General features: G+C 70.6%; 20 protein-coding genes. 6 read left to right on the top strand and 14 right to left on the bottom strand.

Annotation, left to right across the window (positions count from 1 at the left end; translation table 11 throughout):
• The first annotated feature begins 10 nt into the window (after positions 1–10).
• From JUB13_RS10560 to JUB13_RS10550, 3 genes are all read left to right on the top strand, one after another.
• Entirely contained in the window at positions 11–298 is a 288-nt protein-coding gene (locus JUB13_RS10560) for a co-chaperone GroES (protein ID WP_207478769.1), read from the top strand.
• Between the two features lie 32 nt (positions 299–330).
• Positions 331–1,974, top strand: a complete 1,644-nt coding sequence (groL, locus tag JUB13_RS10555; RefSeq protein ID WP_207478768.1) for a chaperonin GroEL — start codon at positions 331–333, stop codon at positions 1,972–1,974.
• Positions 1,975–2,327: 353 nt separating this feature from the next.
• Entirely contained in the window at positions 2,328–3,143 is an 816-nt protein-coding gene (locus tag JUB13_RS10550) for an inositol monophosphatase family protein (protein ID WP_207478767.1), read from the top strand.
• A gap of 7 nt (positions 3,144–3,150) precedes the next feature.
• On the opposite strand, the gene mazG is transcribed toward JUB13_RS10550, so the two are convergent.
• Complete coding sequence (gene mazG, locus JUB13_RS10545) at positions 3,151–3,951, bottom strand: nucleoside triphosphate pyrophosphohydrolase (RefSeq protein ID WP_207478766.1); 801 nt, start codon at positions 3,949–3,951, stop codon at positions 3,151–3,153.
• Positions 3,952–4,214: 263 nt separating this feature from the next.
• Between mazG and JUB13_RS10540 the strand changes: the two genes are divergently transcribed.
• A complete protein-coding gene (locus JUB13_RS10540; RefSeq protein WP_207478765.1) occupies positions 4,215–5,015 on the top strand; it encodes a DUF2927 domain-containing protein in 801 nt (266 codons plus the stop codon).
• 3 nt (positions 5,016–5,018) lie between these two features.
• On the opposite strand, the gene fdhF is transcribed toward JUB13_RS10540, so the two are convergent.
• Both fdhF and JUB13_RS10530 read right to left on the bottom strand, forming a co-directional pair.
• Complete coding sequence (gene fdhF / locus JUB13_RS10535; RefSeq protein ID WP_207478764.1) at positions 5,019–7,766, bottom strand: formate dehydrogenase subunit alpha; 2,748 nt, start codon at positions 7,764–7,766, stop codon at positions 5,019–5,021.
• Positions 7,763–9,454 (bottom strand): NAD(P)H-dependent oxidoreductase subunit E, encoded by a 1,692-nt coding sequence (locus JUB13_RS10530; RefSeq protein ID WP_207478763.1) that lies wholly within the window; start codon positions 9,452–9,454, stop codon positions 7,763–7,765. The genes fdhF and JUB13_RS10530 overlap by 4 nt, the downstream gene beginning before the upstream one ends.
• A gap of 100 nt (positions 9,455–9,554) precedes the next feature.
• Between JUB13_RS10530 and JUB13_RS10525 the strand changes: the two genes are divergently transcribed.
• Positions 9,555–9,884 (top strand): hypothetical protein, encoded by a 330-nt coding sequence (locus JUB13_RS10525; RefSeq protein ID WP_328702914.1) that lies wholly within the window; start codon positions 9,555–9,557, stop codon positions 9,882–9,884.
• Between the two features lie 58 nt (positions 9,885–9,942).
• On the opposite strand, the gene JUB13_RS10520 is transcribed toward JUB13_RS10525, so the two are convergent.
• The 4 genes from JUB13_RS10520 to JUB13_RS10505 form a co-directional block, all read right to left on the bottom strand.
• Positions 9,943–10,767, bottom strand: a complete 825-nt coding sequence (locus JUB13_RS10520) for a quinoprotein dehydrogenase-associated SoxYZ-like carrier (RefSeq protein ID WP_207478761.1) — start codon at positions 10,765–10,767, stop codon at positions 9,943–9,945.
• Positions 10,768–10,781: 14 nt separating this feature from the next.
• Complete coding sequence (locus JUB13_RS10515) at positions 10,782–11,726, bottom strand: quinoprotein relay system zinc metallohydrolase 2 (RefSeq protein ID WP_236024874.1); 945 nt, start codon at positions 11,724–11,726, stop codon at positions 10,782–10,784.
• A gap of 153 nt (positions 11,727–11,879) precedes the next feature.
• The gene (locus tag JUB13_RS10510) at positions 11,880–12,926 is read right to left on the bottom strand and encodes a hydantoinase/oxoprolinase family protein (RefSeq protein ID WP_207478760.1); all 1,047 of its coding nucleotides are present in this window, start codon (positions 12,924–12,926) and stop codon (positions 11,880–11,882) included.
• The gene (locus JUB13_RS10505) at positions 12,923–13,909 is read right to left on the bottom strand and encodes an ATP-grasp domain-containing protein (RefSeq protein WP_207478759.1); all 987 of its coding nucleotides are present in this window, start codon (positions 13,907–13,909) and stop codon (positions 12,923–12,925) included. Before JUB13_RS10505 ends, JUB13_RS10510 begins: the two co-directional genes overlap by 4 nt.
• A 24-nt stretch (positions 13,910–13,933) precedes the next feature.
• Between JUB13_RS10505 and JUB13_RS10500 the strand changes: the two genes are divergently transcribed.
• The gene (locus JUB13_RS10500) at positions 13,934–14,641 is read left to right on the top strand and encodes a HisA/HisF-related TIM barrel protein (protein WP_207478758.1); all 708 of its coding nucleotides are present in this window, start codon (positions 13,934–13,936) and stop codon (positions 14,639–14,641) included.
• Between the two features lie 41 nt (positions 14,642–14,682).
• Here JUB13_RS10500 and fae read toward each other — a convergent pair whose 3' ends face one another.
• From fae to JUB13_RS10465, 7 genes are read right to left on the bottom strand one after another with little or no spacing between them, the layout of a single operon-like run.
• On the bottom strand, positions 14,683–15,189 hold the full coding sequence (gene fae, locus JUB13_RS10495) for a formaldehyde-activating enzyme (RefSeq protein WP_207478757.1): 507 nt from the start codon (positions 15,187–15,189) through the stop codon (positions 14,683–14,685).
• Positions 15,190–15,200: 11 nt separating this feature from the next.
• Complete coding sequence (locus tag JUB13_RS10490; protein ID WP_211115522.1) at positions 15,201–16,079, bottom strand: triphosphoribosyl-dephospho-CoA synthase; 879 nt, start codon at positions 16,077–16,079, stop codon at positions 15,201–15,203.
• On the bottom strand, positions 16,066–16,983 hold the full coding sequence (locus JUB13_RS10485; protein ID WP_207478756.1) for an ATP-grasp domain-containing protein: 918 nt from the start codon (positions 16,981–16,983) through the stop codon (positions 16,066–16,068). The genes JUB13_RS10490 and JUB13_RS10485 overlap by 14 nt, the downstream gene beginning before the upstream one ends.
• The gene (mch, locus tag JUB13_RS10480) at positions 16,976–17,944 is read right to left on the bottom strand and encodes a methenyltetrahydromethanopterin cyclohydrolase (RefSeq protein ID WP_207478755.1); all 969 of its coding nucleotides are present in this window, start codon (positions 17,942–17,944) and stop codon (positions 16,976–16,978) included. Before mch ends, JUB13_RS10485 begins: the two co-directional genes overlap by 8 nt.
• A complete protein-coding gene (locus JUB13_RS10475) occupies positions 17,941–19,131 on the bottom strand; it encodes an ATP-grasp domain-containing protein (RefSeq protein WP_207478754.1) in 1,191 nt (396 codons plus the stop codon). Before JUB13_RS10475 ends, mch begins: the two co-directional genes overlap by 4 nt.
• Positions 19,106–20,005: an NAD(P)-dependent methylenetetrahydromethanopterin dehydrogenase gene (locus JUB13_RS10470; RefSeq protein WP_236024873.1), complete on the bottom strand. Its 900-nt coding sequence runs from the start codon at positions 20,003–20,005 to the stop codon at positions 19,106–19,108. The genes JUB13_RS10475 and JUB13_RS10470 overlap by 26 nt, the downstream gene beginning before the upstream one ends.
• Positions 20,002–21,000, bottom strand: coding sequence for a beta-ribofuranosylaminobenzene 5'-phosphate synthase family protein (locus tag JUB13_RS10465; RefSeq protein WP_207478753.1), 999 nt, complete (start codon positions 20,998–21,000; stop codon positions 20,002–20,004). Before JUB13_RS10465 ends, JUB13_RS10470 begins: the two co-directional genes overlap by 4 nt.
• Between the last annotated feature and the right edge of the window lie 52 nt (positions 21,001–21,052).

Genomic DNA, 21,052 nt, shown 5'->3' with positions numbered 1-21,052 from the left:
AGAGGAAGCCATGAAGTTTCGGCCGCTGCACGACCGCGTGCTCGTGAAGCCGATCGAGCAGGAGACCAAGACTGCCGGCGGGATCATCATTCCCGACACCGCCAAGGAGAAGCCGATGCAGGGCGAAGTGCTCGCGGTCGGCACCGGCGCGCGCGGCGAGGACGGCAAGGTCACTCCGCTCGACGTGAAGGTCGGCGACAAGGTGCTCTACGGCAAGTGGTCGGGCACCGAGATCAAGATCGAGAGCGACACGCTGCTGGTCATGCGCGAGTCCGATCTTATGGGCGTGATCGAGTGATCCGCTGAACATCTAGCCGAAAGAGACGAGCAATGGCTGCCAAGGACGTTAAGTTTTCGACGGAAGCCCGCAACAAGATGCTGCGGGGCGTCGACATTCTGGCTGATGCGGTGAAGGTCACGCTGGGTCCGAAGGGCCGCAACGTCGTGATCGAGAAGAGCTTCGGCGCGCCGCGCATCACCAAGGACGGCGTCACCGTCGCCAAGGAGATCGAGCTCTCCGACAAGTTCGAGAACATGGGCGCGCAGATGGTGCGCGAGGTCGCCAGCAAGACCAACGACCTGGCCGGCGACGGCACCACCACCGCGACCGTGCTGGCCCAGGCCATCGTGCGCGAGGGCGCCAAGTCGGTGGCCGCCGGCATGAACCCCATGGACCTCAAGCGCGGCGTCGACATGGCCGTCGAGGCCGTGGTCGCCGACATCAAGGCGCGCTCGCGCAAGGTCTCGACCAACGCCGAGGTGGCGCAGGTCGGCACGATCTCGGCCAACGGCGAGCGCGAGATCGGCGAGATGATCGCCCGCGCCATGGAGAAGGTCGGCAACGAGGGCGTGATCACGGTCGAGGAGGCCAAGAGCCTGGAGACCGAGCTCGAGGTCGTCGAGGGCATGCAGTTCGACCGCGGCTACCTGAGCCCGTACTTCGTGACCAACCCCGACAAGATGATCGCGGAGCTGGAGAACCCCTACATCCTGCTGCACGAGAAGAAGCTCTCGGGCCTGCAGGCGCTGCTGCCGGTTCTCGAGAGCGTGGTGCAGTCGGGCCGTCCGCTGCTGATCGTCGCCGAGGACGTCGAGGGCGAGGCGCTGGCCACCCTGGTCGTCAACAAGCTGCGCGGCGGCCTGAAGGTCGCGGCGGTGAAGGCGCCGGGCTTCGGTGACCGCCGCAAGGCGATGCTGGAGGACATGGCGATCCTGACCGGCGGCCAGGTGATCTCCGAGGATCTTGGCATCAAGCTCGAGAACGTCACGATCGACATGCTCGGCACCGCCAAGAAGATCGTGATCAACAAGGAGAACACCACGATCGTCGACGGCGCCGGCACGCGCGACGACATCGAGGCGCGGATCAAACAGATCAAGCAGCAGATCGAGGAGACGACCTCGGACTACGACCGCGAGAAGCTGCAGGAGCGCCTGGCCAAGCTGGCAGGCGGCGTCGCGGTGATCCGCGTCGGCGGCGCCACCGAGATCGAGGTGAAGGAGCGCAAGGACCGCGTCGATGACGCCATGCACGCGACCCGCGCGGCCGTGGAGGAGGGCATCGTCGCCGGTGGCGGCACTGCACTGCTCTACGCCATCAAGGCGCTGGACGCGCTGAAGCCCGGCAACGACGACCAGCGGGTCGGCATCGAGATCATCCGCCGCGCGCTGCGTGCGCCGGCGCGTCAGATCGCCGAGAACGCCGGCGTCGACGGCTCGATTGTGATCGGCAAGCTGACCGAGCAGAGCGATTCGAACTTCGGTTTCGACGCTCAGACCGGCCAGTACACCGATCTCGTGAAGGCCGGCATCATCGATCCGGCCAAGGTCGTCCGTACGGCTCTGCAGGACGCGGCTTCGGTCGCCGGCCTGCTGATCACCACCGAGGCGATGGTCGCCGAGAAGCCGGAGCCGAAGGCCCCGGCCGGTGCCCCTCCGGGTGGCATGGGCGGCATGGGCGGGATGGACTTCTGATCCATCCCCTCGCGGGGAAAGGGGGCCGCCGGGAGACCGGCGGCCCCTCTGCTTTTCGGGCCGGTAATCCTTTGTGACTCTGGACCCGGACCGGCCCGTCCCATTAATGTCATTCCACACAATGCCGCTGCGGTAAGTTGCGGCACTGGCGAGGCGGCCCTTTGGGCGGCACCGTCTAAGAACGCGCGGTCCCCGGACCGGCCGGCGAGTTGTCAGGGACGGTGGAGCCGTCGGGCCGCCTCGGAAGAAGGTGGTCCGACGGTATCCCGGTGCCCGCCATGCCATGCGTCTGCGGGCCAGGGCACCCCGTCCGCAGATCCCTCCGACATCACGAATTCCTTCGACGGACCCGAATGATCCCAGATCCAGACCGCGTCAGCACGGCCATGCGCGATGTTGCCCAGGCCGAAATCCTTCCGCGCTTCAGGAGCCTGTCCGCCGAGGACGTCCGCGAGAAGGGGCCGGGCGATCTCGTCACGATCGCGGACGAGGCAGCCGAGCTTGTCCTTTCGGCCAGGCTGCAGGAGATCCTGCCGGGCTCGATCGTGGTTGGCGAGGAGGCGGTCGCCGCCGACGCGTCGGTTCTGGACGGGATCACGGGCGACGCGCCCGTCTGGGTCGTCGATCCCATCGACGGAACCTACAACTTCGCGCACGGCCATCCCGTCTTCGGCGTCATGGTGGCGCTGGTGCAGGGCGGCGTTCCGGTCGCCGGGTGGATCCATGATCCCTGCGGCGATCGCACGGCGTGGGTGGTGAAGGGGCAGGGCGCGTGGATGGGCGGGCGGCGCCTCAGCGTGGCCTCGCCGGCGGCGCTGACCGGGATGAAGGGATTCCTCTCGACCCGCTTCTATGCCCCTGCCGTCCGCGAGGCGCTCGATGCGCGCAAGCCGCGTGTCGCCAGCGCCGAGAGCCTGCTCTGCGCCGCTCATGAATACCTGCGCCTCGTTGCAGGCGATGCGCATTTCGCGGTTTATCGCCGCATCATGCCCTGGGACCATCTGGCGGGCACGCTGATGGTGGAAGAGGCCGGCGGATACTGCGCGCGCTTCGACGGCACGCCCTACACGGCCACGACCTACGAGGGCGGGCTCCTGGTCGCGCCGGATGAGGCAAGCTGGCGCCTGCTCCACGAAAACCTCCTGAAGGGCGCCGTTCCCGAGGCCTGAACGGCCTTCAGGGACTACGTTCTTCGCGTTTGGCCTGCTGCCAGAGGGCTTCCATCTCCTCGAGCGAGGTCTGGTCGGTGCTGCGGCCCTGGACGGCCAGCAGCGCCTCGATCCTCCGGAAGCGCCGCTCGAACTTGGCGTTCGTGCGGCGCAGCGCCCCTTCCGGTTCCACCTCGAGCCGGCGCGCCAGGTTCGTCACCGCGAAGAGCAGGTCACCGAGCTCGTCCTCGATGCGGTCGCGCTCGCGCGCGGCCAGCTCGGTGCGCAACTCGCCGATCTCCTCCTCGATCTTGTCGAGGATGTCCGCGGGATCCGTCCAGTCGAAGCCGACCCTGGCCGCGCGCTTCTGCAGCTTCATGGCCCTGGTCAGCGCCGGCAGCCCCGCGATCACGCCGTCGAGCACGCTGGGCTCGCGCCCTTCATCGGCCGCTTTCGCCGCACGCTCCTGCGCCTTCTGGTCCTCCCAGCGCACGACCATGGCATCCGCGCTCTCGACGCTGTCGGCGCCGAAGACGTGGGGGTGTCGCCGGATCATCTTGTCGGTTACGGCGCCCGCCACCGCATCGAAATCCCAGAGACCACGCTCCTGCGCCATCTGCGCATAGAAGACGACCTGGAAGAGCAGGTCGCCGAGTTCCTCGCGCAGCTCGGTCATGTCGCCGCGCTCGATGGCGTCGGCGACCTCGTAGGCCTCCTCGATTGTGTGCGGCGCGATCGTCCCGAAGTCCTGCTCCAGGTCCCAGGGGCATCCGGTCTCGGGATCGCGCAGCCGCGCCATCACCGCAAGCAGTCTGTCGATGTTGCTCATGGGGCGGATAGCCTCGGAATCGCGCAGGGGCCGCGACCTTAGCGGCTCGCGGCGCGCTGAGGAAGACCGGCGCGCAGGCCGCGCAATTAGGTGGTGCCGTGCCGATCCGAGAGCAATAAGGTGGATCCCACGGGTGGGAAGATTGTTCCAGTTCGATCTGGGCATGGGCTTGCGTTCCGCCGCCGTCCGGTTGCCTCGGCCGGGGCCCGGTGGCAGACCGACGGGCACCGTGTCCGTGACGCTTCGCAGGAGGGGCGGGTCCCATGACGTTGTGTCGGATCGGCGGCATTCTGGCGGCCATCGGAATCGTGGTTGCTTCGGCATTTCCGGCCGCGTCCGCCGAGATCGTCTCCGACCTCGCCGAGCCCGATCTGCCGCCGGTCTACACTCGCCCCTGGCAGGCCGTCGAGGCCACGACGGAATGGGTCGAGCGCATCTCCCGGCTCTTCATCTCGGGTGTCGTCTCGGATGAAGGGCACAGGCAGCGGGAGGTCCGGAAATGGAGCGGCCCCGTCCGCGTAGCCGTGCGCGGCGATGCCGCCGCCGATTTCCTGGAGGCGGTCGCGGACACGGCCGCCGACCTCACCGCGGCGACCGGCCTCCCGATCTCCGTCAGCCTCGCGCCTGGCGATGCGGCGCCGATCGAGCTGATGATCACCTGGAGGCGCGAGTTCTGGCCCGCGCGGATCAGCCCGCGCGGCCCGCGCACCCTGTTCACCTGCATGGCCCTGCCCTCCAGCAGGGGCGGGGCGCTTCGCGCGTCGCGCATCCTCATCAATGCAGGTGTCGTCGGCGCCGACGGCGCGCGCGCCTGCATCCTGGAGGAGATGGCGCAGAGCCTGGGCCTTCTCGGCGAGGTCGAAGACGAGCCCGGCAGTCTGCTCTCCGATCAGATCGGCTACCAGCATCTCGGCGCGGTGGACGCGCTGCTCCTCAACGTCCTCTACGATCCGCGGCTTCCCGTCGGCATGCCCGCGGACGACGCCGCGCAGCGTGTGCGCGCCATCGTTGCCGAGAAGCTCGGCGTCAGACGGGACGCTCTCTACGTCCCGCTGCTCCCGTAAGGATCAGGCCAAGGGCTTCTCAACCCTGGCGGCGCAGTACTTGAACTCCGGGATCTTCCCGAAGGGGTCAAGCTGCGGGTTGGTCAGCAGGTTCGCGGCGGCCGACGGATCCCAGAACGGGATGAACACCACGCCCTCGGGCACGGCGGGATCGGCGCGGGCCGGCAACTCGACCATGCCGCGCCGCGTCGCCACCCGGATCGGCTCCCCCGGCTCGACACCAAGAGCCCTTAGCGCGCCGGGAGCCATGCACGCGACCGCCTGTGGCTCGATCGCGTCCAGCACCGCCGCGCGGCGCGTCATCGCGCCGGTGTGCCAATGCTCGAGCTGGCGGCCCGTCGTCAGCACCAAGGGATAGTCGACGTCCGGCGTCTCTCCGGGCGGTCGCCATTCCGTGGGAACCAGCCGCGCCCGTCCGCTGATCGTCGGGAAGCGTTCGGCGAAGACGATTTCGTTCCCGGGCTTGTCCGGTGCATCGCAGGGATAGGTGACCGATCCCTCGCGATCCAGCCGGTCCCAGGTGATGTTGGCGAAGGACGGCATCACGCCGGCCATCTCGGCGAAGACTTCGCGCGGGTGCTCGTAGGACCAGTCGAGCCCCAGGCGCCGCGCCAGTGCGACGATGATGTCGAGGTCCTGGCGCGCGTCGCCTGGCAGCGGCAGCGCCGGCCGGCCCATCTGGACCTGCCGGTTCGTGTTGGTCACCGTGCCCCATTTCTCGGGCCAGGCCGAGGCCGGAAGGACGACGTCCGCGTAGCACGCGGTCTCGGTCAGGAAGAGATCCTGGACGACGAGATGCTCGAGCTTCGCCAGCGCGGCCCGCGCATGGGCGAGGTCGGGGTCGGACATGGCGGGGTTCTCGCCCATCACGTACATGCCGCGGATGCGGCCTTCATACGCGGCATCCATGATCTCGACGACCGTCAGGCCCGGCTCGGGGTCGAGCTGCGTGCCCCAGGCCTGCTCGAAGCGGCTTCGCACGTCTGCGTCGCGGATCGGCTGGTAGTCCGGCAGCACCATGGGGATCAGCCCCGCATCCGATGCGCCCTGCACGTTGTTCTGGCCGCGCAGCGGGTGAAGGCCCGTGCCGGGCCGCCCGACCTGGCCGGTGATCAGGGACAGGGAGATCAGGCAGCGAGAGTTGTCGGTGCCGTTGACGTGCTGCGAGACGCCCATGCCCCAGAAGATGATCGATGCCCGAGCCCGGGCGAAGAGACGCGCGACCTCGCGCAGCGTGGCCGCCGGGATCCCGCAGATCGGCTCCATGGCCTCGGGGCTCGTGTCGCGCACGGCCTCGACGATGCGCTCGAAATCCTCCACATGCGCGGCGACGTACTGACGATCCCAAAGCCCCTCGGCCACGATCACGTGGAGCAGGGCATTCAGCATCGCCACGTCCGTCCCGGGACGGAACTGCAGCATGTGGGTGGCATGCCGGCGCAGGGCCTGCCCGCGCGGATCCATCACGATCAGCTTGGCTCCGCGCCGCACCGCCTGCTTGAAGAAGGTCGCGGCGACCGGGTGGTTCTCGGTCGGATTGGCACCGATCACCACGATCACCTCGGCATCCGCCACTGCCGTGAAAGGCGCCGTCACCGCGGCCGATCCGATCCCCTCCATCAGCGCCGCCACCGACGACGCGTGGCACAGACGGGTGCAATGGTCGACGTTGTTGGTTCCGAAGCCCGTGCGCACGAGCTTCTGGAACAGGTAGGCCTCCTCGTTGGAGCCTTTGGCCGAGCCGAAGCCCGCGAGCGCCCTCCCGCCATGAGCGTCGCGGATCCGGGCCAGCCCGCGGGCGGCAAGGTCCAGCGCCTCATCCCAATCGGCTTCGCGGAAATGGGTCCAGGGGTTCGCGGGATCCATCTCGACCGTCTTCGGCGCGCCCGGAAGCCGCACCAGCGGGCGGGTCAGCCGTTCCCGGTGGCGGACGTAGTCGAAGCCGTAGCGTCCCTTGACGCAAAGACGGTTGTGGTTGGCGGGGCCGTTCTTGCCGTCGACTGCTACGATCCGATCGTCGCGGACCTTGAAGCTGAGCTGGCAGCCGACGCCGCAATAGGGGCAGACGCTGTCCACCGAGCGTTCGGGCTCGACGGCCTTGACCCCGGCGAGATCGAGCAGCGAGGCCGGCATCAGCGCGCCGGTCGGGCAGGCCTGCACGCATTCGCCGCAGGTCACGCAGGTGGACGATCCCATGGGATCGTCCATGTCGAAGACGATCTTCTCGCCATGGCCGCGCCAAGCCATGCCGATCACGTCGTTGACCTGGACCTCGCGGCAGGCGCGCACGCACAGGGTGCACTGGATGCAGGCGTCGAGATGCACGGCGATGGCGGGGTTGCTGCGGTCGGGCGCCGGCGTGGGCGCCGCCGGGAAGCGGCTGCCCGTGACGCCGACACGGTCGGACCAGCGCCGGAAGGACGAATCCGGATCGTGGAATGCCGCGGCCGCCGGACGGTCCGATGCCAGCAGCTCGAAGACCAGCTTGCGCGCGCGCTCGGCGCGCGCCGAGGCCGTGCGCACCTGCATGCCCGGCACCGGGCGGCGCACGCAGGAGGCGGCAAGCACGCGCTCGCCCTCGATCTCGACCATGCAGGCGCGGCAATTGCCGTCCGCGCGGTAGCCGGGTTCCGGCCGGTGGCAGAGATGCGGGATCTCCTGCCCGTGACGGCGCGCGACCTCCCAGATGGACTCTCCGGGCCGGGCCTCGACCTCGGCGCCGTCGAGCATGAAACGGATGGACGCGCTCATCGCACCTCCTTGGGGAAATGGCGCAGGATCGACAGGACGGGGTTCATGGCCGCCTGGCCCAAGCCGCAGATGGACGCGTCGGTCATCACGGCCGCCAGCTCGCCCAGCAGCTCCACGTCCCAGTCGGGCCGGGACAGCAGGTCGACCGCCTTGCTGGTGCCGACGCGGCAGGGCGTGCACTGCCCGCAGCTCTCGTCCTCGAAGAAGCGCAGCAGGTTCAGCGCCACGCCGCGCAGGTCGTCCTTGTCAGACAAGACCACCACCGCCGCGGATCCGATGAAGCAGCCATGCGGCTCAAGCACGCCGAAATCGAGCGGCAGGTCGGCCATGGAGGCCGGCAGGATGCCGCCTGAAGCGCCGCCCGGAAGATAGGCGCGGAACTGGTGCCCCTCGGCCATGCCGCCGCAGAACTCGGAGATCAGCTCGCGGATCGTGATGCCGGCCGGGGCGATCTTGACCCCAGGCTCGCGCACCCGGCCGGAGACCGAGAAGCAGCGCAGGCCGCGCCGGCCATGCCGTCCGTGGCTGGTCCACCAGTCCATGCCGCGGGCCAGCACCTGGGGCACCCAGGACAGCGTCTCGACATTGTTGATCAGGGTCGGCCGGCGGAACAGGCCCACCTGCGCCGCGAAGGGCGGCTTGTGGCGCGGCAGGCCGCGCTTTCCCTCGATGCTTTCCAGCATCGCGGTCTCCTCGCCGCAGATATAGGCTCCGGCCCCGCGGCGCAGGTGGATCCGCACATGCGGGGCCAGCGCGGCATCCTGGAGAATCGGGATCTCGCGGGCGAGCAGGGCGCGGCTCTCGGGATACTCGTCCCGAAGATAGATGTAGACGTCCGTGGCCTCGACCGCCCAGGCGCCGATCAGAATGCCCTCCAGCACCCGGTGGGGATCGGTCTCCAGGAGATAGCGGTCCTTGAACGTGCCGGGCTCGCCCTCGTCGCCGTTCACGGCCATGAGGCGCGGACCGGGTTCGTGGCGCACGAGATCCCATTTGCGGCCGATCGGGAAGCCCGCGCCGCCGAGCCCGCGCAGTCCGGCCTGGGACAGCGCCGCGACGACCTCGTCGCGCGTCCTGCGGCCGGCAAGGCAATCCTCCAGGACCGCATATCCCCCATCGGCCCGGTAGTCCTCCAGCGAGCGGGACACGTCCGGCAGGACGGGATGGGTCTCGTCCGCCTCGATCAGTGCGGCGACGGCCGCGGGCTCCGCCGGCGCCACGAGGCGCTGTCCAAGCATGGCGACGGGGCCGCGGTTGCAGGCGCCCATGCAGGGTGCCGGGACGACGCGAACCTCCGGCCCGAGCTCGCCAGGCAGCCTGTCGAGCAGCGCATGCGCGCCGCGCAGGCTGCAGGCGATGCCGTCACACACCCGCAGGGTTACCGGCGGCGGTGGCGCCTCACCTTCGGGGACGATGTCGAAATGGGCATAGAAGGTCGCGACCTCGAACACCTCGGCCTGGGCCAGTCGCATCTCCGCGGCGAGCGCCGCCAGATGGCGATGGTGAAGGCAGCCGAACCGGTCCTGCAGCGCATGAAGATGCTCGATCAGCAGGTCGCGCCGGCGCGGCGCGTCTCCCAGCAGCGCCTGGACCTCCTCAAGCGCCCCCGGATCGATCTGGCGCCCCTTGGGCTTCCCGGATGCCTTGCGGCGCGTCGTGGGACGCTGCGCCTCCAACGGTTCGCTCATGAAATTACCGTTCTTCCGTACACTCTCGGCCTGCAGGACCGCATGCTAGCATCGCCTCTCCTGACGTCGGAACGTAGGGGTCGAAGGTATGAATAAATGCGTGCTCGCTGGCGCCGTGGTGGCGGCCGTCCTGGGGGCGTGCCCCGCAGCCCGGGCGAACGATTATCCCACCGTCGCCCGCGTGGACTACGTGCTCGGCTGCATGGAGACGAATGGCCAGACGCAGCAGGTCCTGCAGAAGTGCTCGTGCAGCATCGACGCCATCGCGGAGCAGTTCCCCTACCAGGATTACACTGCCCTTGAGACCGTGAAGGTGATGTCCGAGGCGCCCGGGGACCGCGGCGCCATGTTCCGCGGACTCGCCTGGGCGCAGGAGCTGATGGACCGCTTCCGCAAGGTCCAGGTGGCGGCCGACCTGCAGTGCTTCTGACGTCCGCGGGCCGGAGCGGCCAGCGTGCCGCCCAGGCCTTGCCACCCTGCCACCCGCCTCAGCTCGCCGGGGCCACCTTCACCGGCCAACTTTCCGTGAAGACCTTGTCCTTGGTGTCGACGGCGCGGACCTCCAGCATTCCATCGGCTTCGGGGACGAAGGAGAACTGGAAGTTCGGATCCTCGCTGATCGAGATGTCGGTCGTCATCTCGAGGACGGGCTTGCCGTTGTAGCTGACGCTGACCGAGCGGATGTAGTGCGGCGGGATGAAGAAGCGGGAGACCTGGTCGAACTGCAGCCCGCTGTTGTTGGGATGGCTGATCAGGAGCTGAGCCGTCACGGGGCTTCCCGCCGGGATCCGATCGGGGAGATTCATCTTCATCTTGCCCATCCGGGCAAGGGATTGCGCGGGATCCTTGAGCGCCGGGGCCGAGCAGCCTCCCGCCGCCTTGATGTAGCGCGAGGTCATCAGCAGGCGGCCGTCCTCGGTCTCGGCCACCGCGCGCACGTTCGTATACTCGTTGACGCGCACGCGCGTCTCGAGCGCGCCCGGCGCGCTCGCCTCGCCGAGGTCGATCGCGGCCGCCAGCGGCACCGGGTTGTCGTCGACGATCAGTGTCAGCTTCTTGGCGCGCAGCTCCGGCGAGAGCAGGACCTTGAGCGGCACGATGGCCGCATCCTGCGCGCGCTTCGGGGCCTCGAGCCCAAGCAGTTGCCCGGCATCTTCGATGGCGCGATCGGCGAAGTAGGTCGCGCGCAGCAGCTCCCAGCGCTCGTCCTCGACCGGATCCGCGGCGGCGGCGCCGGCCGCGGTCAGAAGCAGCAGGGCACCGAAGGGAGCCGCGCCGCGCCGATACCGGATGCTTGAGGGATCTCCGCTCATCCTCTCCTCCTGGGTCATTCCCATTCCAGCTCGGCGTAGACCGCCGTCACGTTCCGCGGGTGATAGGTCTCGAACAGGGCCCAGCCCAGCCCCTCGGCGGTGGCGGCCCGCTCCACCGTCTCGGACAGGCCGCGACCCGCCTTGAGGGCTTGGCGGACCTCGGTCACCAGCGAGTCAAGGTAGCGCCGCTGCGCGGCGAGCGACGCGGGCCAGCCCTCGAGCGTCGGGCCGTGGCCGGGCACCACGCGTGCGGCCGGCTGCGCCGCAAGCGCGTCCATGGCGCGCAGCCAGCCGAGCGCGCTGCCGTCGACGGCGGGCACCCGCTCCACGAAGAGCAGGTCTCCCGTGAACAGCGTGCCCGTTGCGGGATCGAGGACCGTCACGTCGTTGTTGGTGTGCGCGGTCGGGAAAGCCTGGATCTCCAGGGCGCGCCCGCCGAGGTCCAGGCGCAACCGGTCCGCGACCGCGACATCGACCTCGGGTGCTCCGATGCCGGCCGCGGCTTCGGGGCCCAGCTCCTCCGCCAGCCGCGCCTTGTAGGTTTCGAGCCGGCGCGCGAGCGCATCGGCCAGATTGGCGTGGCCGACCAGCTCGGCCTCCGGAAAAGCGCCGTTCCCGAAGACATGGTCGGGATGCATGTGCGTGTTCACGACATAGCGGACGGGCTTGCGCGTACGGCTCTCGACGGCCGCACGCAGGCGGCGGCCGATCGCGGGCGATCCGCCGGTATCGATCACCGCGACCGCATCCTCGCCGACGACAAAGCCGATATTGGCGATGTCGCCGCCATTCCCCGGCGCCGTCTCCTCATGCGCGCCCTCATGGACGAAGACGCCGGGCGCCACCTCTCGGACCGGGAGCTCCTGGGCTGCACCGGCGCCGGCCCAGAGCAGCGCCAGCGCCGCAGCGGCGAGCGTCGGAGCCGCCCGGGCGGCGGTCATGGCCGGTGGAGGCCGCATCGCGTTCGGCTCCGTTGATGGCGCGCTCGCCGCCGGATGCGCGATGCGCGGCGTTCCGGCCGCTGATGCGACGGCAGACGATTGGTCATACTGATGATGGTGCCGGGCGGCCGGCTATGCAAGCGTTCGGGCAGGCGCCCGGCGCCGCGGGCATCATGTGCCCGGAGCGCCATGCGCGCTCTCCGCCGCCAGCATGGCCACGGCGACGGCCGGCGCGCAGCGCCCGGCCTCCTCGTGCAGGTCGGGCGTGATCGCGAGCAGGTCCGCGTAGTCCAAGTAGGGCCGCCTGGCGCGATCGGCCAGGCGGCGTGCCAGGAACCGGCCGACCCCCGCTCCGACGACCGGCGCGTCCTCTGCCGCATCGCCCCTCGAAGTCACCTGCGCAAGCCCGTCCTCGATCGCACGCAACTGGCAGTCCGCGAGATACCTGGCCAGGCGTGCCCAGTCGGTCGCGCTGCCCTCGGCCTCGTCCGCGCCGATCATCCGCGCAAGGCGCCGTGCGCTCGACAGGCGGCTGCGGTCGCGGCCGTCCGCGGTCGGGTGCTGGTCCGCGTCGGCCGGCAGCTCGCCCGTCAGGCGGTGCACGTCCGCCATAGTGGCGAAGTACTCGGCCATCACGCCGCGCCACAGCCCGCGAAGCGGGACCTTCGGCGTCACGGCCATGACCGGCGTGCGGACGACGCCGGTATAGACGAGCTCGCCACGCTCCAGGCGCTCGGCGTCGCTCGTCCCCGCATGGCGCGGCATTCCCGCGGCGAAGGGTACGATGTCGGTCGTCGTGCTACCGATGTCCACGAGGATGCCCTGGTCTGCGCGCCGGGTCACCACATGCGCCGTCGCAAGCCAGTTCGCCGAGGCGATCTGCGCCTCCATCCCCCGCGTCTCGGCGATGTCCAGGAAGCCGGCGACGCCGCGGTAGACCGCCACATCCGCGCCGCGCAGCGTTGGCCCCAGCACCTCAAGGATCCCGGCCACGCCCGCAGCCCGGTCCTCGAACAGGTCGACCAGCTCGCCGGTCATGGTGACGGCGACGCGCTGCGGCGTGGTCCGGCCGCCCAGGATGGTCGAGAGACCCTCCCGAAGATGGCCGAGCCCTTGCCAGAGCGGCGTCGGGACCTGCGCCGCCGCGATGAGCCTGCCGTCCCGGCGGACCCATGCCGCCTTGAGATGGGCGCCTCCGATATCCAGTCCGAGGATCATGCGCGCACCAGGTCGATCTCCACGGGAACCGGGGCACCGCGCCGCTGCGGCAGGGCAGGGGGGCCGTCCAGGAGGTCCAGGACGAGCGAGGCGACGTTCAGCCCCGTGGCGCGACCCAGCGCCGCATAGGAGGTGGTCAGGCGGGGGTTCACCTCGATCACCACGGGGCCGGCCGGCGTCTCCACGAAGTCGACGCCGACATGGCCCCAGAGGCCGGGCAACGCTGCCGCCACCGCCGATGCGAGCCGGGCATGGGTCTCGGTCACCGGCAGGCCTGCGACGGTGCCGCCCGCATAGACGAAGCGGTCGTGGTCGAGGCGCACGGCCTGCCGGTTGACCGAGAGCAGCCAGCCGGTCCCTTCGCGGCAGATCATGGAGAGGCTGGCCGGAACACCCGGGACAAAAGGCTGCAGCACGAAGCCGCGCCGGTCGCGCGTGGCGCGCCAGCGCGCCCATGCAGCAAGATCCTCGAGCAGGACCGTCTCCTCGCACCCGGCGCCGTCGTCCGGTTTGGCGACCCACGGGCCGACCCCGGCCGGCGGCTGGGACGCCGCGCTGGTGGGCGCCACGGCGATGCCTGCGGCGCCCAGCCTTTCCGCGGTGCGCGACTTGCGCGCGGTGACGGCCACGGCGTCCGGCCGGCTGTTGAGGAGCAGTGCGCCCGCGGCAAGGGTCAGGCGGCTCAGCCGCTCGAGCTCGCCGGCGGTCTCGGGCGCCACCGGCCAGACCGCGTCCACGGTCCATGCGAGCCGGGCCCAGGCATCCCAGGCATCGCGGCCGCCGGTCACTTGGTGGACGGTGCCGGCGGAAAGGCGGGGCAGGCGCGCGTCGCGGGTGGTCACGACCTCGATGCCGGGGACCCGACCGAGGTCGCGCAGCAGCGAGGTCAGCATCAGCTCGCCTTCGCGTGCCAGGGACGGCGGCAACGGGTCGCTGGCCGGTATGCCGCCGCCGGTGATGAACTCGACGACGAGAACGCGCATCATCCGCGGCCGGAGGTGAAGCTCATGGACGTCATTCCGGTCATCGACCTGCGTGGCGGGGTCGCCGTCCATGCCCGACGCGGGCAGCGGGACCTCTACAGGCCGCTCGAATCCCCGCTGTGTCGCGGGAACGACGCCGCCGCCGTCGTCGAAGGCTATCTCGGCCTGCATCCCTTCGGGACGGTCTATCTCGCGGATCTCGACGCCATCGAGGGCCGGGGCGGCCATGCCGTGGGCGAGCTCGCGCGCGGCTTCCCGGATCTTCGATTCTGGGTCGATGCGGGATTCGCCGATATCGAGGCGGCCGTGGCCTTCCTCGCAGATGGTCCCCCGAACCTCCGCGCCGTACTCGGCACCGAGAGCCTGCGTGCCGACGGGGCCTTGTCTTTCCTTTCCGCACATGACGGACGCCTCGTGCTGTCGCTGGACCATCGGGATGGTGCCTATGTGGGGCCTCCCGGGCTTCCGGAACGGCCGGACCTGTGGCCGGACGACGTGATCGTGATGACGCTCGCGCGCGTCGGCTCGGGCCTGGGACCCGATATGGAGGCGCTGCGCACCTACCGGGCCAGGGCCCCGCGGACCCGCCTTTTCGCGGCGGGCGGCGTTCGCGACGGCCGGGATCTGGCGGTGCTGGCGGCCCTGGGCATCGACGGCGCGCTCGTGGCCACCGCCCTGCACGAGGGCCGGATCACCGCCGGCGATCTGGCTGGGCTCGGGCAGGCGCCGTGACGCCGTCCCCCGCGCCGGAGCGCGGGGGACGGGAGCGGTTGTCAGGCGGCGAAGGGGTGCTTCACCTTGTCCTTCTGTTCGACCATCTGGCGGGCATTGGGGAAGCCCGAGACGGCGCGCTCGATGGACTCCTTGGTCGCACGGTAGTTGTAGTCCTGGATCTTCGCGTCGTCAGCGGCATCCCAGTGGATGAAGACACCGACGCAGATGAAGATGTTGTCGGCCTCGTCGGCGGGGATCGTGCCGTTCTCGACGCAATCCGCCACCGCCTTGGCGACGCCATGTTGGGCCGGGCCGAACATCTGCACGGCCTGCTTGGCGCCCTTGATGGTGACCTTGTTGAACAGGATGGTCGCCGGCTTGCACATCAGGTTCGGGGCGACCACCGCCAGCAGGGACGTGAATCCGTCCTTGTTGTTGGTCAGGGCGTTGCAGAAGGCCGTCTCGGCGGCGCTTCCGCGCGGGCCCATGATCAGGTCAATGTGGGCGACCTCGTTGCCGTCTCCGACGAGGGACTCACCGACCAGCACGCGATCGATCTTTGCCATATGATCCTCCCTTAGGGATGTGAAGGCGTTGCCGAGGAAAGCCTGTCCTCGGCGAAGACCGCAAACAGGGCGCAAACCGCCAGGTCCGCCGACGTCCCGGGATTGATCCCGCGGCGCTTCAGGTCCTCGTCGAATTCCAGGGCGATCCTCTTCCGTTCCAGGGGCGACGCGGTCTCGTCGAGCCGCCCCCTAATCTCCCGAGCGCCGCGGAGGAGCCAGGCGGCCGTCGCATTGCCGTGCTTTCGGGCCACGTGGCTGTCCTCGAAGGCGGTCAGGAAATCCCAATAGGCGGCCTCGACCGCGCGGACCGGATCCGCTGCGGCCTGCCGACTGTCCTCGACTGCGCGCATGCCGATCTCGAAGACATCGGCATAGTGCCCCGCATACTGCGCGGCGATCCGGTCCCGTCCGGCTGCTTCCTGCATGGCGGCGAGCAGCGTCACCCGCGGCTTCTCCGCCACGTCGTGGTTCCCGCTGCGGCCAAGCCCGCCCGGCGACGCGATGCGGATGGCCTCGTAGGCCTTCTCGGCGGAGCCGACCGTGAGCCCGTCGAGGACCCGTGCCAGCGGCTGCCGCAGCGCCTCGCCGGGCCGCGCCTCCTCGAGGGCCTGCGCGACAGGCGCCGTCAGCAGGACGATGCCGAGATTGGTGTTGCAGCCCGCGACCGCTCGCGTGGCCCTGACGGCGTCCAGGATCCGCTCGCCGACCGTGCGGCCGGGTGCTGTCAGGGGCGGGGCGGCTGCCTCGGCGCTGTCCAGGAACTGCTGCGCGGTCATGCCGTGGCCGTCCGCGTGCACATGCACGTTCCCGGGCTTGAGGGCCAGGATCTCCGCCCTGCATGAGGCCACGAACAGCTCCGCCACCGGCGCGTCCGCATCAGGCCAGCTCAAGAGGTCGTCGTGCGGCACGTATCACCCGTTCCACGAAGTCCTCGGCCAGCGCCTCGGCGACGTCGACCGGGGCGACGCCCTGAAGGCCCTGCCAGGCCGGCATGCTGTTGACCTCGAGCACGAGCCATCCGCCGCGCCCGTCCTCGATCAGGTCGACGCCCGCATAGTCCGCGCCCAGCACGGACGCCGCGGCCACGGCCAGCTCGGCATGGGCTCCGGATGCGGGGGCGGGCTCGCAGGCAGCCCCCTGGTGCACGTTGGTGATCCAGTGGGTTCCCCGCCGGGTCATGGCGGCAATGGCGCGCCCGCCGACGACGAAGACGCGCCGGTCGCGCCATGCGTCAGCGGAGAGCGGCGGCACGAAGCGCTGGAGATGATAGACGCCGGCGACCTCCTCCTCCGGCGGCAGGTCCCCCGGGGTCGCGATGCGCATCAGCCCCCGCCCCTGGGCGCCGAAGAGCGGCTTCAGGACGAACTCGCCGCCGAGTTCGGCGATGACGGCCGCCGCACCCTCCCGGCCCTGCACAGTCACGGTGTCCGGCGTCGGGATGCCCGCCCGGGCAAGCAGGAAGCTGGTCGTGCTCTTGTCGACGCAGCGCTCGATCGCGCGCGCGTCGTTGTAGACCGGAACGCCCAGCGTCCCGAAGGCATGCAGGACGCCGAGCCGGAGCGTGACCTCCTCGAAGCTGCCCTTGCCGACCGCGCGCACGAAGACCGCGGCGGGCAGCCGGCCCCCCATGCCGGGCACGATCACGCCGCCCCCGTCAGCACCGCCGACGAGAGCGCATTCCCGGGGCGAGGCGATCCGGCACGCGATGCCGCGCGCCTCGATGGCCCGGTGCAGCCGAGGCGTGTGCCAGTCCGGCCGCTCGGCCAGGAGCAGGGCGGTCCGGTGCTCAGCCATGGAAGGACCGGTCGAGCACGTCGGGATCGAGCTTCCCCGCATGGAAGCTCCGGCCGCTCTCCACCGCCGTCACGATCACCCGGCCGGGGCTGAAGAGCATGGGATCCACTGCGTAGAAGTCGCACTTGTAGTCCGCGAAGACCTCCGCGAAGGGGCGGCCGTAGTCGCGCGAGGCGGAGCTCGGAAGCTTGAGGGCGAGTTCCTCTGCCGCGTCGTCGGGCCCCTCGACGAACAGGTGCACCGTTCCGCCATAGAGAATCGCATCGTTGGTGCGGCCCATGGCGGGCAGGAAGCCTGCGCCGGGCGGCGGAACCGGGGCGGTGCCGACGCCATCGACCACGCGCTCCAGCGGGAAGCCCAGGCTGTGGGTCTTGTGCAGCGCCACCTCCAGGACCCGCGCGACAATCTGCACGGTGCCGGCCAGGCTGCGCGTGGGCGTCAGCACCAGCGTCAGGCGCTCCGGCGCGACGCCGCAATCGGCGGCGATGCGGGCGATCAGCGCTTCCGGCGGCACCTTGTCGGTTTCAAGGACGATGGCGGCGGCATCGCCGGTGTCGCCATAGCCGATCTCCTCGAAGATCTTCTCCTTGCCGGCCAGGGCGCGGCCAGGCCCCGAGCCCAGGGCGAAGAACTTGCCCTCCGGGCCCTCGTGCGACAGCGCCCAGCCGGCATACTGGCTGCCCAGGCAGGCGAGGACCGGATCAGTGCTGTGCACCGTCAGCGAGACAGGCCAGCGGCCGGTGGCCTCGCCCGCGACGCTGACGCGGCCGAGGCCGCCCATGCAGAGCTCCGCGATGCGCCGCCCGGCCTCGATTCCGCCCCGGTGCCGGATTCCGGCGTCGACCACGGCGGCGCCGCCGACGCGCTCGATCCCGATCCGCAGGACTTCCGCATCCGCGAGCAGTCCGCGGGTGATCGGCCCCGCCAGCGTTGCGAGGCTGGGCCGGCTTTGCGCGGTCATTGCGCGAACTCCTGCGCGGCCAGGGAATGCCCGCGGGGCCGCGGCCGCGCGCCGCGCGGTCCCCCGAGCTGCACCCTCAGACGGTCCAGCCGCTCCCGGACCAGCCGCCGGGCATCGCGTCCCTTGGCCATCACCGTGCAGACCGGGGCGCCAGCCGGGATCGTGGCGCCGGGCGCAGGCCAGTCGGCCGTCCATGCGGGCAGGCGGTCCGGGGCCAGGAGGCTGCGCCTCGCGTAGAGGATCGCCGCCGCGCGCTGCGGACGGGCGTCGGTCGCGTCGGGCAGGTCCGGGATTCTGCCGTCCCTGCAGGCGATCACATGAAGGCCGAGCAGGGGCAGCGTGCCCCCGTCCAGGACGTCCAGCGTCGCCCCCGGCCGCGGGTTCACCTCGACGAGGTGGAAGGACGGCCCGTCGACCAGGAAATCCGCCGCGTTGAGGCCGACCAGGCCGAACTCCCGCGTCACGGCACAGATTGCCGCCGCAAGCGCCGCGCCGAGGGTTTCCGGGACGCGTACGGGGCCGAACGCTCCGCCATACCGGAAGGGCGCGCGGGCCGTCGGCGCATGCCATTGCGCGCTGAAGCCGAGCAGCCGCGCCCGCTCTCCGTCGGCGACGAAAAGCGCCGAGAGCGGGCGACCGCCCACCCGCGCCTGGAGGTATCGGCCCGAGCTCGCGGCCGGGGCGCTGGCAGGGCGGACATGGGCGCCTCCGCTCGCGCCGATGCTCTTGGACAGCCAGCCCGCGGGATCAGCGACGCGCCGGGCCACCGCGGGATGCGGGATCCCGTGACGCGCCAGCGCCTCGGAGAAGGCGAAGGGGTCCTTGAGGCGCGAGACGGTCGAGGGCGTGTTGCCGATCACGGGGCGCCCGCGCGCCATCGCGGCCAGGAGGTCCGGATCGTGCTCGAACCCGGCTCCGTAGACCAGGGGCAGCCCTCGGAGCTCCGGCCGGTCGAGGATGCGCAGCAGCGCATCCCGGCGGAACGCGGCGCCGTCGCCCTCCACCCGGAATGCCGGGACCGCAAGCGCGCAGGTGTCGAGGTCGCCGAAAAGATCGATGGCGACCGGCGCGAAGCCGGCCCGCCGGGCCGCCGCCGCCAGAGCGCGCGCGGAGAGGGCGACCACGAGCATGCTGGCCGGCAGCACGCCGCCGGGCCCGGATTCAACGGACGAGTTCCCGGGCGGCATCCAGGGCCTCCTGATGACCGAAATGGACGGCCTTCTCCGCCTTGCCCATGCGCTCGAGCAGGGCATGCTGGACCCGGAACTTGACGTTGCCGACTGCCAGGGCGCCGATCCCGATGCCGTTTCCGGCCGGCAGCGGCTTGCCCTCGTCCTTCACGCCCACGCCCTCGATCCCGAGGGGCGGCACGGCGTTGACGTCGGCCGCGACGCGCAGGTTGCGGGCCTGCGCGAGCTCGGTCGCCGAGATGGTCATGACGCCTGCCTTGCCGCAGGACAGGATGACCTCGACATCCGCCATCAGCGCGTCCTTGCCGCCGGAGCTGTCGGCCGTCCCGAGCGGCACGCCGAAGCGGGTGCCGAGATCGGCCGCGGGCTTTTGGACGGCCTCGATGCCGCGGTGGCTGACCATGGTGACATCAGCACCGGACTGGGCCGCCATCACCGAGACGATGCCGCCCACGATGCCGGTCGCGCCGTAGACATGGACCTTGCGGCCCTTCAGCCCGTCGGCACCGGACTTCGTCAGGGCGTTCTCGACCACCGCCACCATCGCGGCGGCGGTGGTGAAGGCGCCGGACGGGTCCGCGAAAACCGAGATCATGAAGGGCGGGAACATCGCCTTGGTCGCGGCATCGAGCATGTCGATGGCGCCCAGCGCGTCGCGCCCGCCGATGAAGATGCCCGTGCGCACGGCGTTGCGCGGCTCGCGCGAGAACATCGCGTCCTGCGTCAGCGCCGTGACCTCGTCGAGCTTCACGTGAGTGTAGGGCACGATCACCGTCATGCCGGCATCGGCCGCCATGTTCACGTCAAACGGGCTCATGTTCCCGAGCGGCGTGATCATGTGCAGCACATAGGGTGCGTTGCCCGCGCTCATGCCCGTGCCCTCATGGCCAGCGGCCCGTAGGCCATCACCTCGGCGCCGGCATTGCGGCCCCGGCAGACCTGCACGCGTAGCGGCGTTCCGTCCCAGAGCCGCCGCGCCTCGCCAGCCAGCCTCTCGGCGTCCGCCTCCTCGACCACGGCGAAACCCGTCGGGCCCCAGGAGCTCTGCCCGATGCCCGAGACACCCTGGCGCTCCAGCCAGCCAAGGGCCTCGGCGACCAACGGACTGGTGAAGCGGCCGCCCTGGGCGGGGGCGAAGTGGTCGCCGACGACGCGCTGGACTTCGCCGATCGCATCCCCGAACCGGCGGAGGTCCGTCTCCGCCAGCGCGGGAAGCGCCACCATCAGCACCATCCGGCAGAGATGGCCGGCGCGCTCGGCGGGGAAGGGGGGCAGGGCCCGGAAGGCCTCGATCTCCTGCGTGCCGTGAAGGCCGCTGCCGCCCTCGTGATGCAGCAGCAGGATGCGCCAGCGCTCCGGAAAGGGCATGCGCGCGATCACCGGCGGAACCTGGGGCGTCGGGCCGACGCCGCCGTCGACGATCAAGCCGCCCAGCTCGAAGGCGCCGATGCCGATACCCGAACGCGCGCCCCGGCCGAGATGGCGCGCGAGGTCGCGGCTGGATTCCGCACGGCCGGTGAGACCCGCCATCACCGTCGCGACGGCAAGATCCATCTGCGTGCCTGAGCCGAGGCCCACATGCTCGGGAATCGCCTGCTCGACGGTGACGGCGATCTCGCCGGGCAGGCCTGTTTCCCGCTGCAGCCGGTCGATGCTGCGCAGGACGCGCTCCGCCGAGGGGCCCTCGGCACGCGGCCGCGAGCCGGGCGCCCGCGATCCACGCAGCACGGTCGCAACGTCGTCCAGCGTGATCCCGATGCTGCCGAAGCGACGTCCCAGCCCGCCCTCGAGGTCCAGGAACCCGGCATGCAGCCGCGCCGGAGCCCGGACGCGGATGGTGGTCGGGCTGTCAGCGGTCCCTGGCATGGCCCCCCTTGCCTTTCACGATTACCCAGGGGAAACGATCCCATGGATGTGG

The sequence above is a fragment of the Arenibaculum pallidiluteum genome (genome assembly GCF_017355985.1).
GTDB classification, from domain to species: Bacteria; Pseudomonadota; Alphaproteobacteria; order Azospirillales; family Azospirillaceae; genus Arenibaculum; species Arenibaculum pallidiluteum.
Note: the sequence above shows the minus strand (reverse complement) of the source record. Positions and strands in the feature narration are given on the sequence as shown.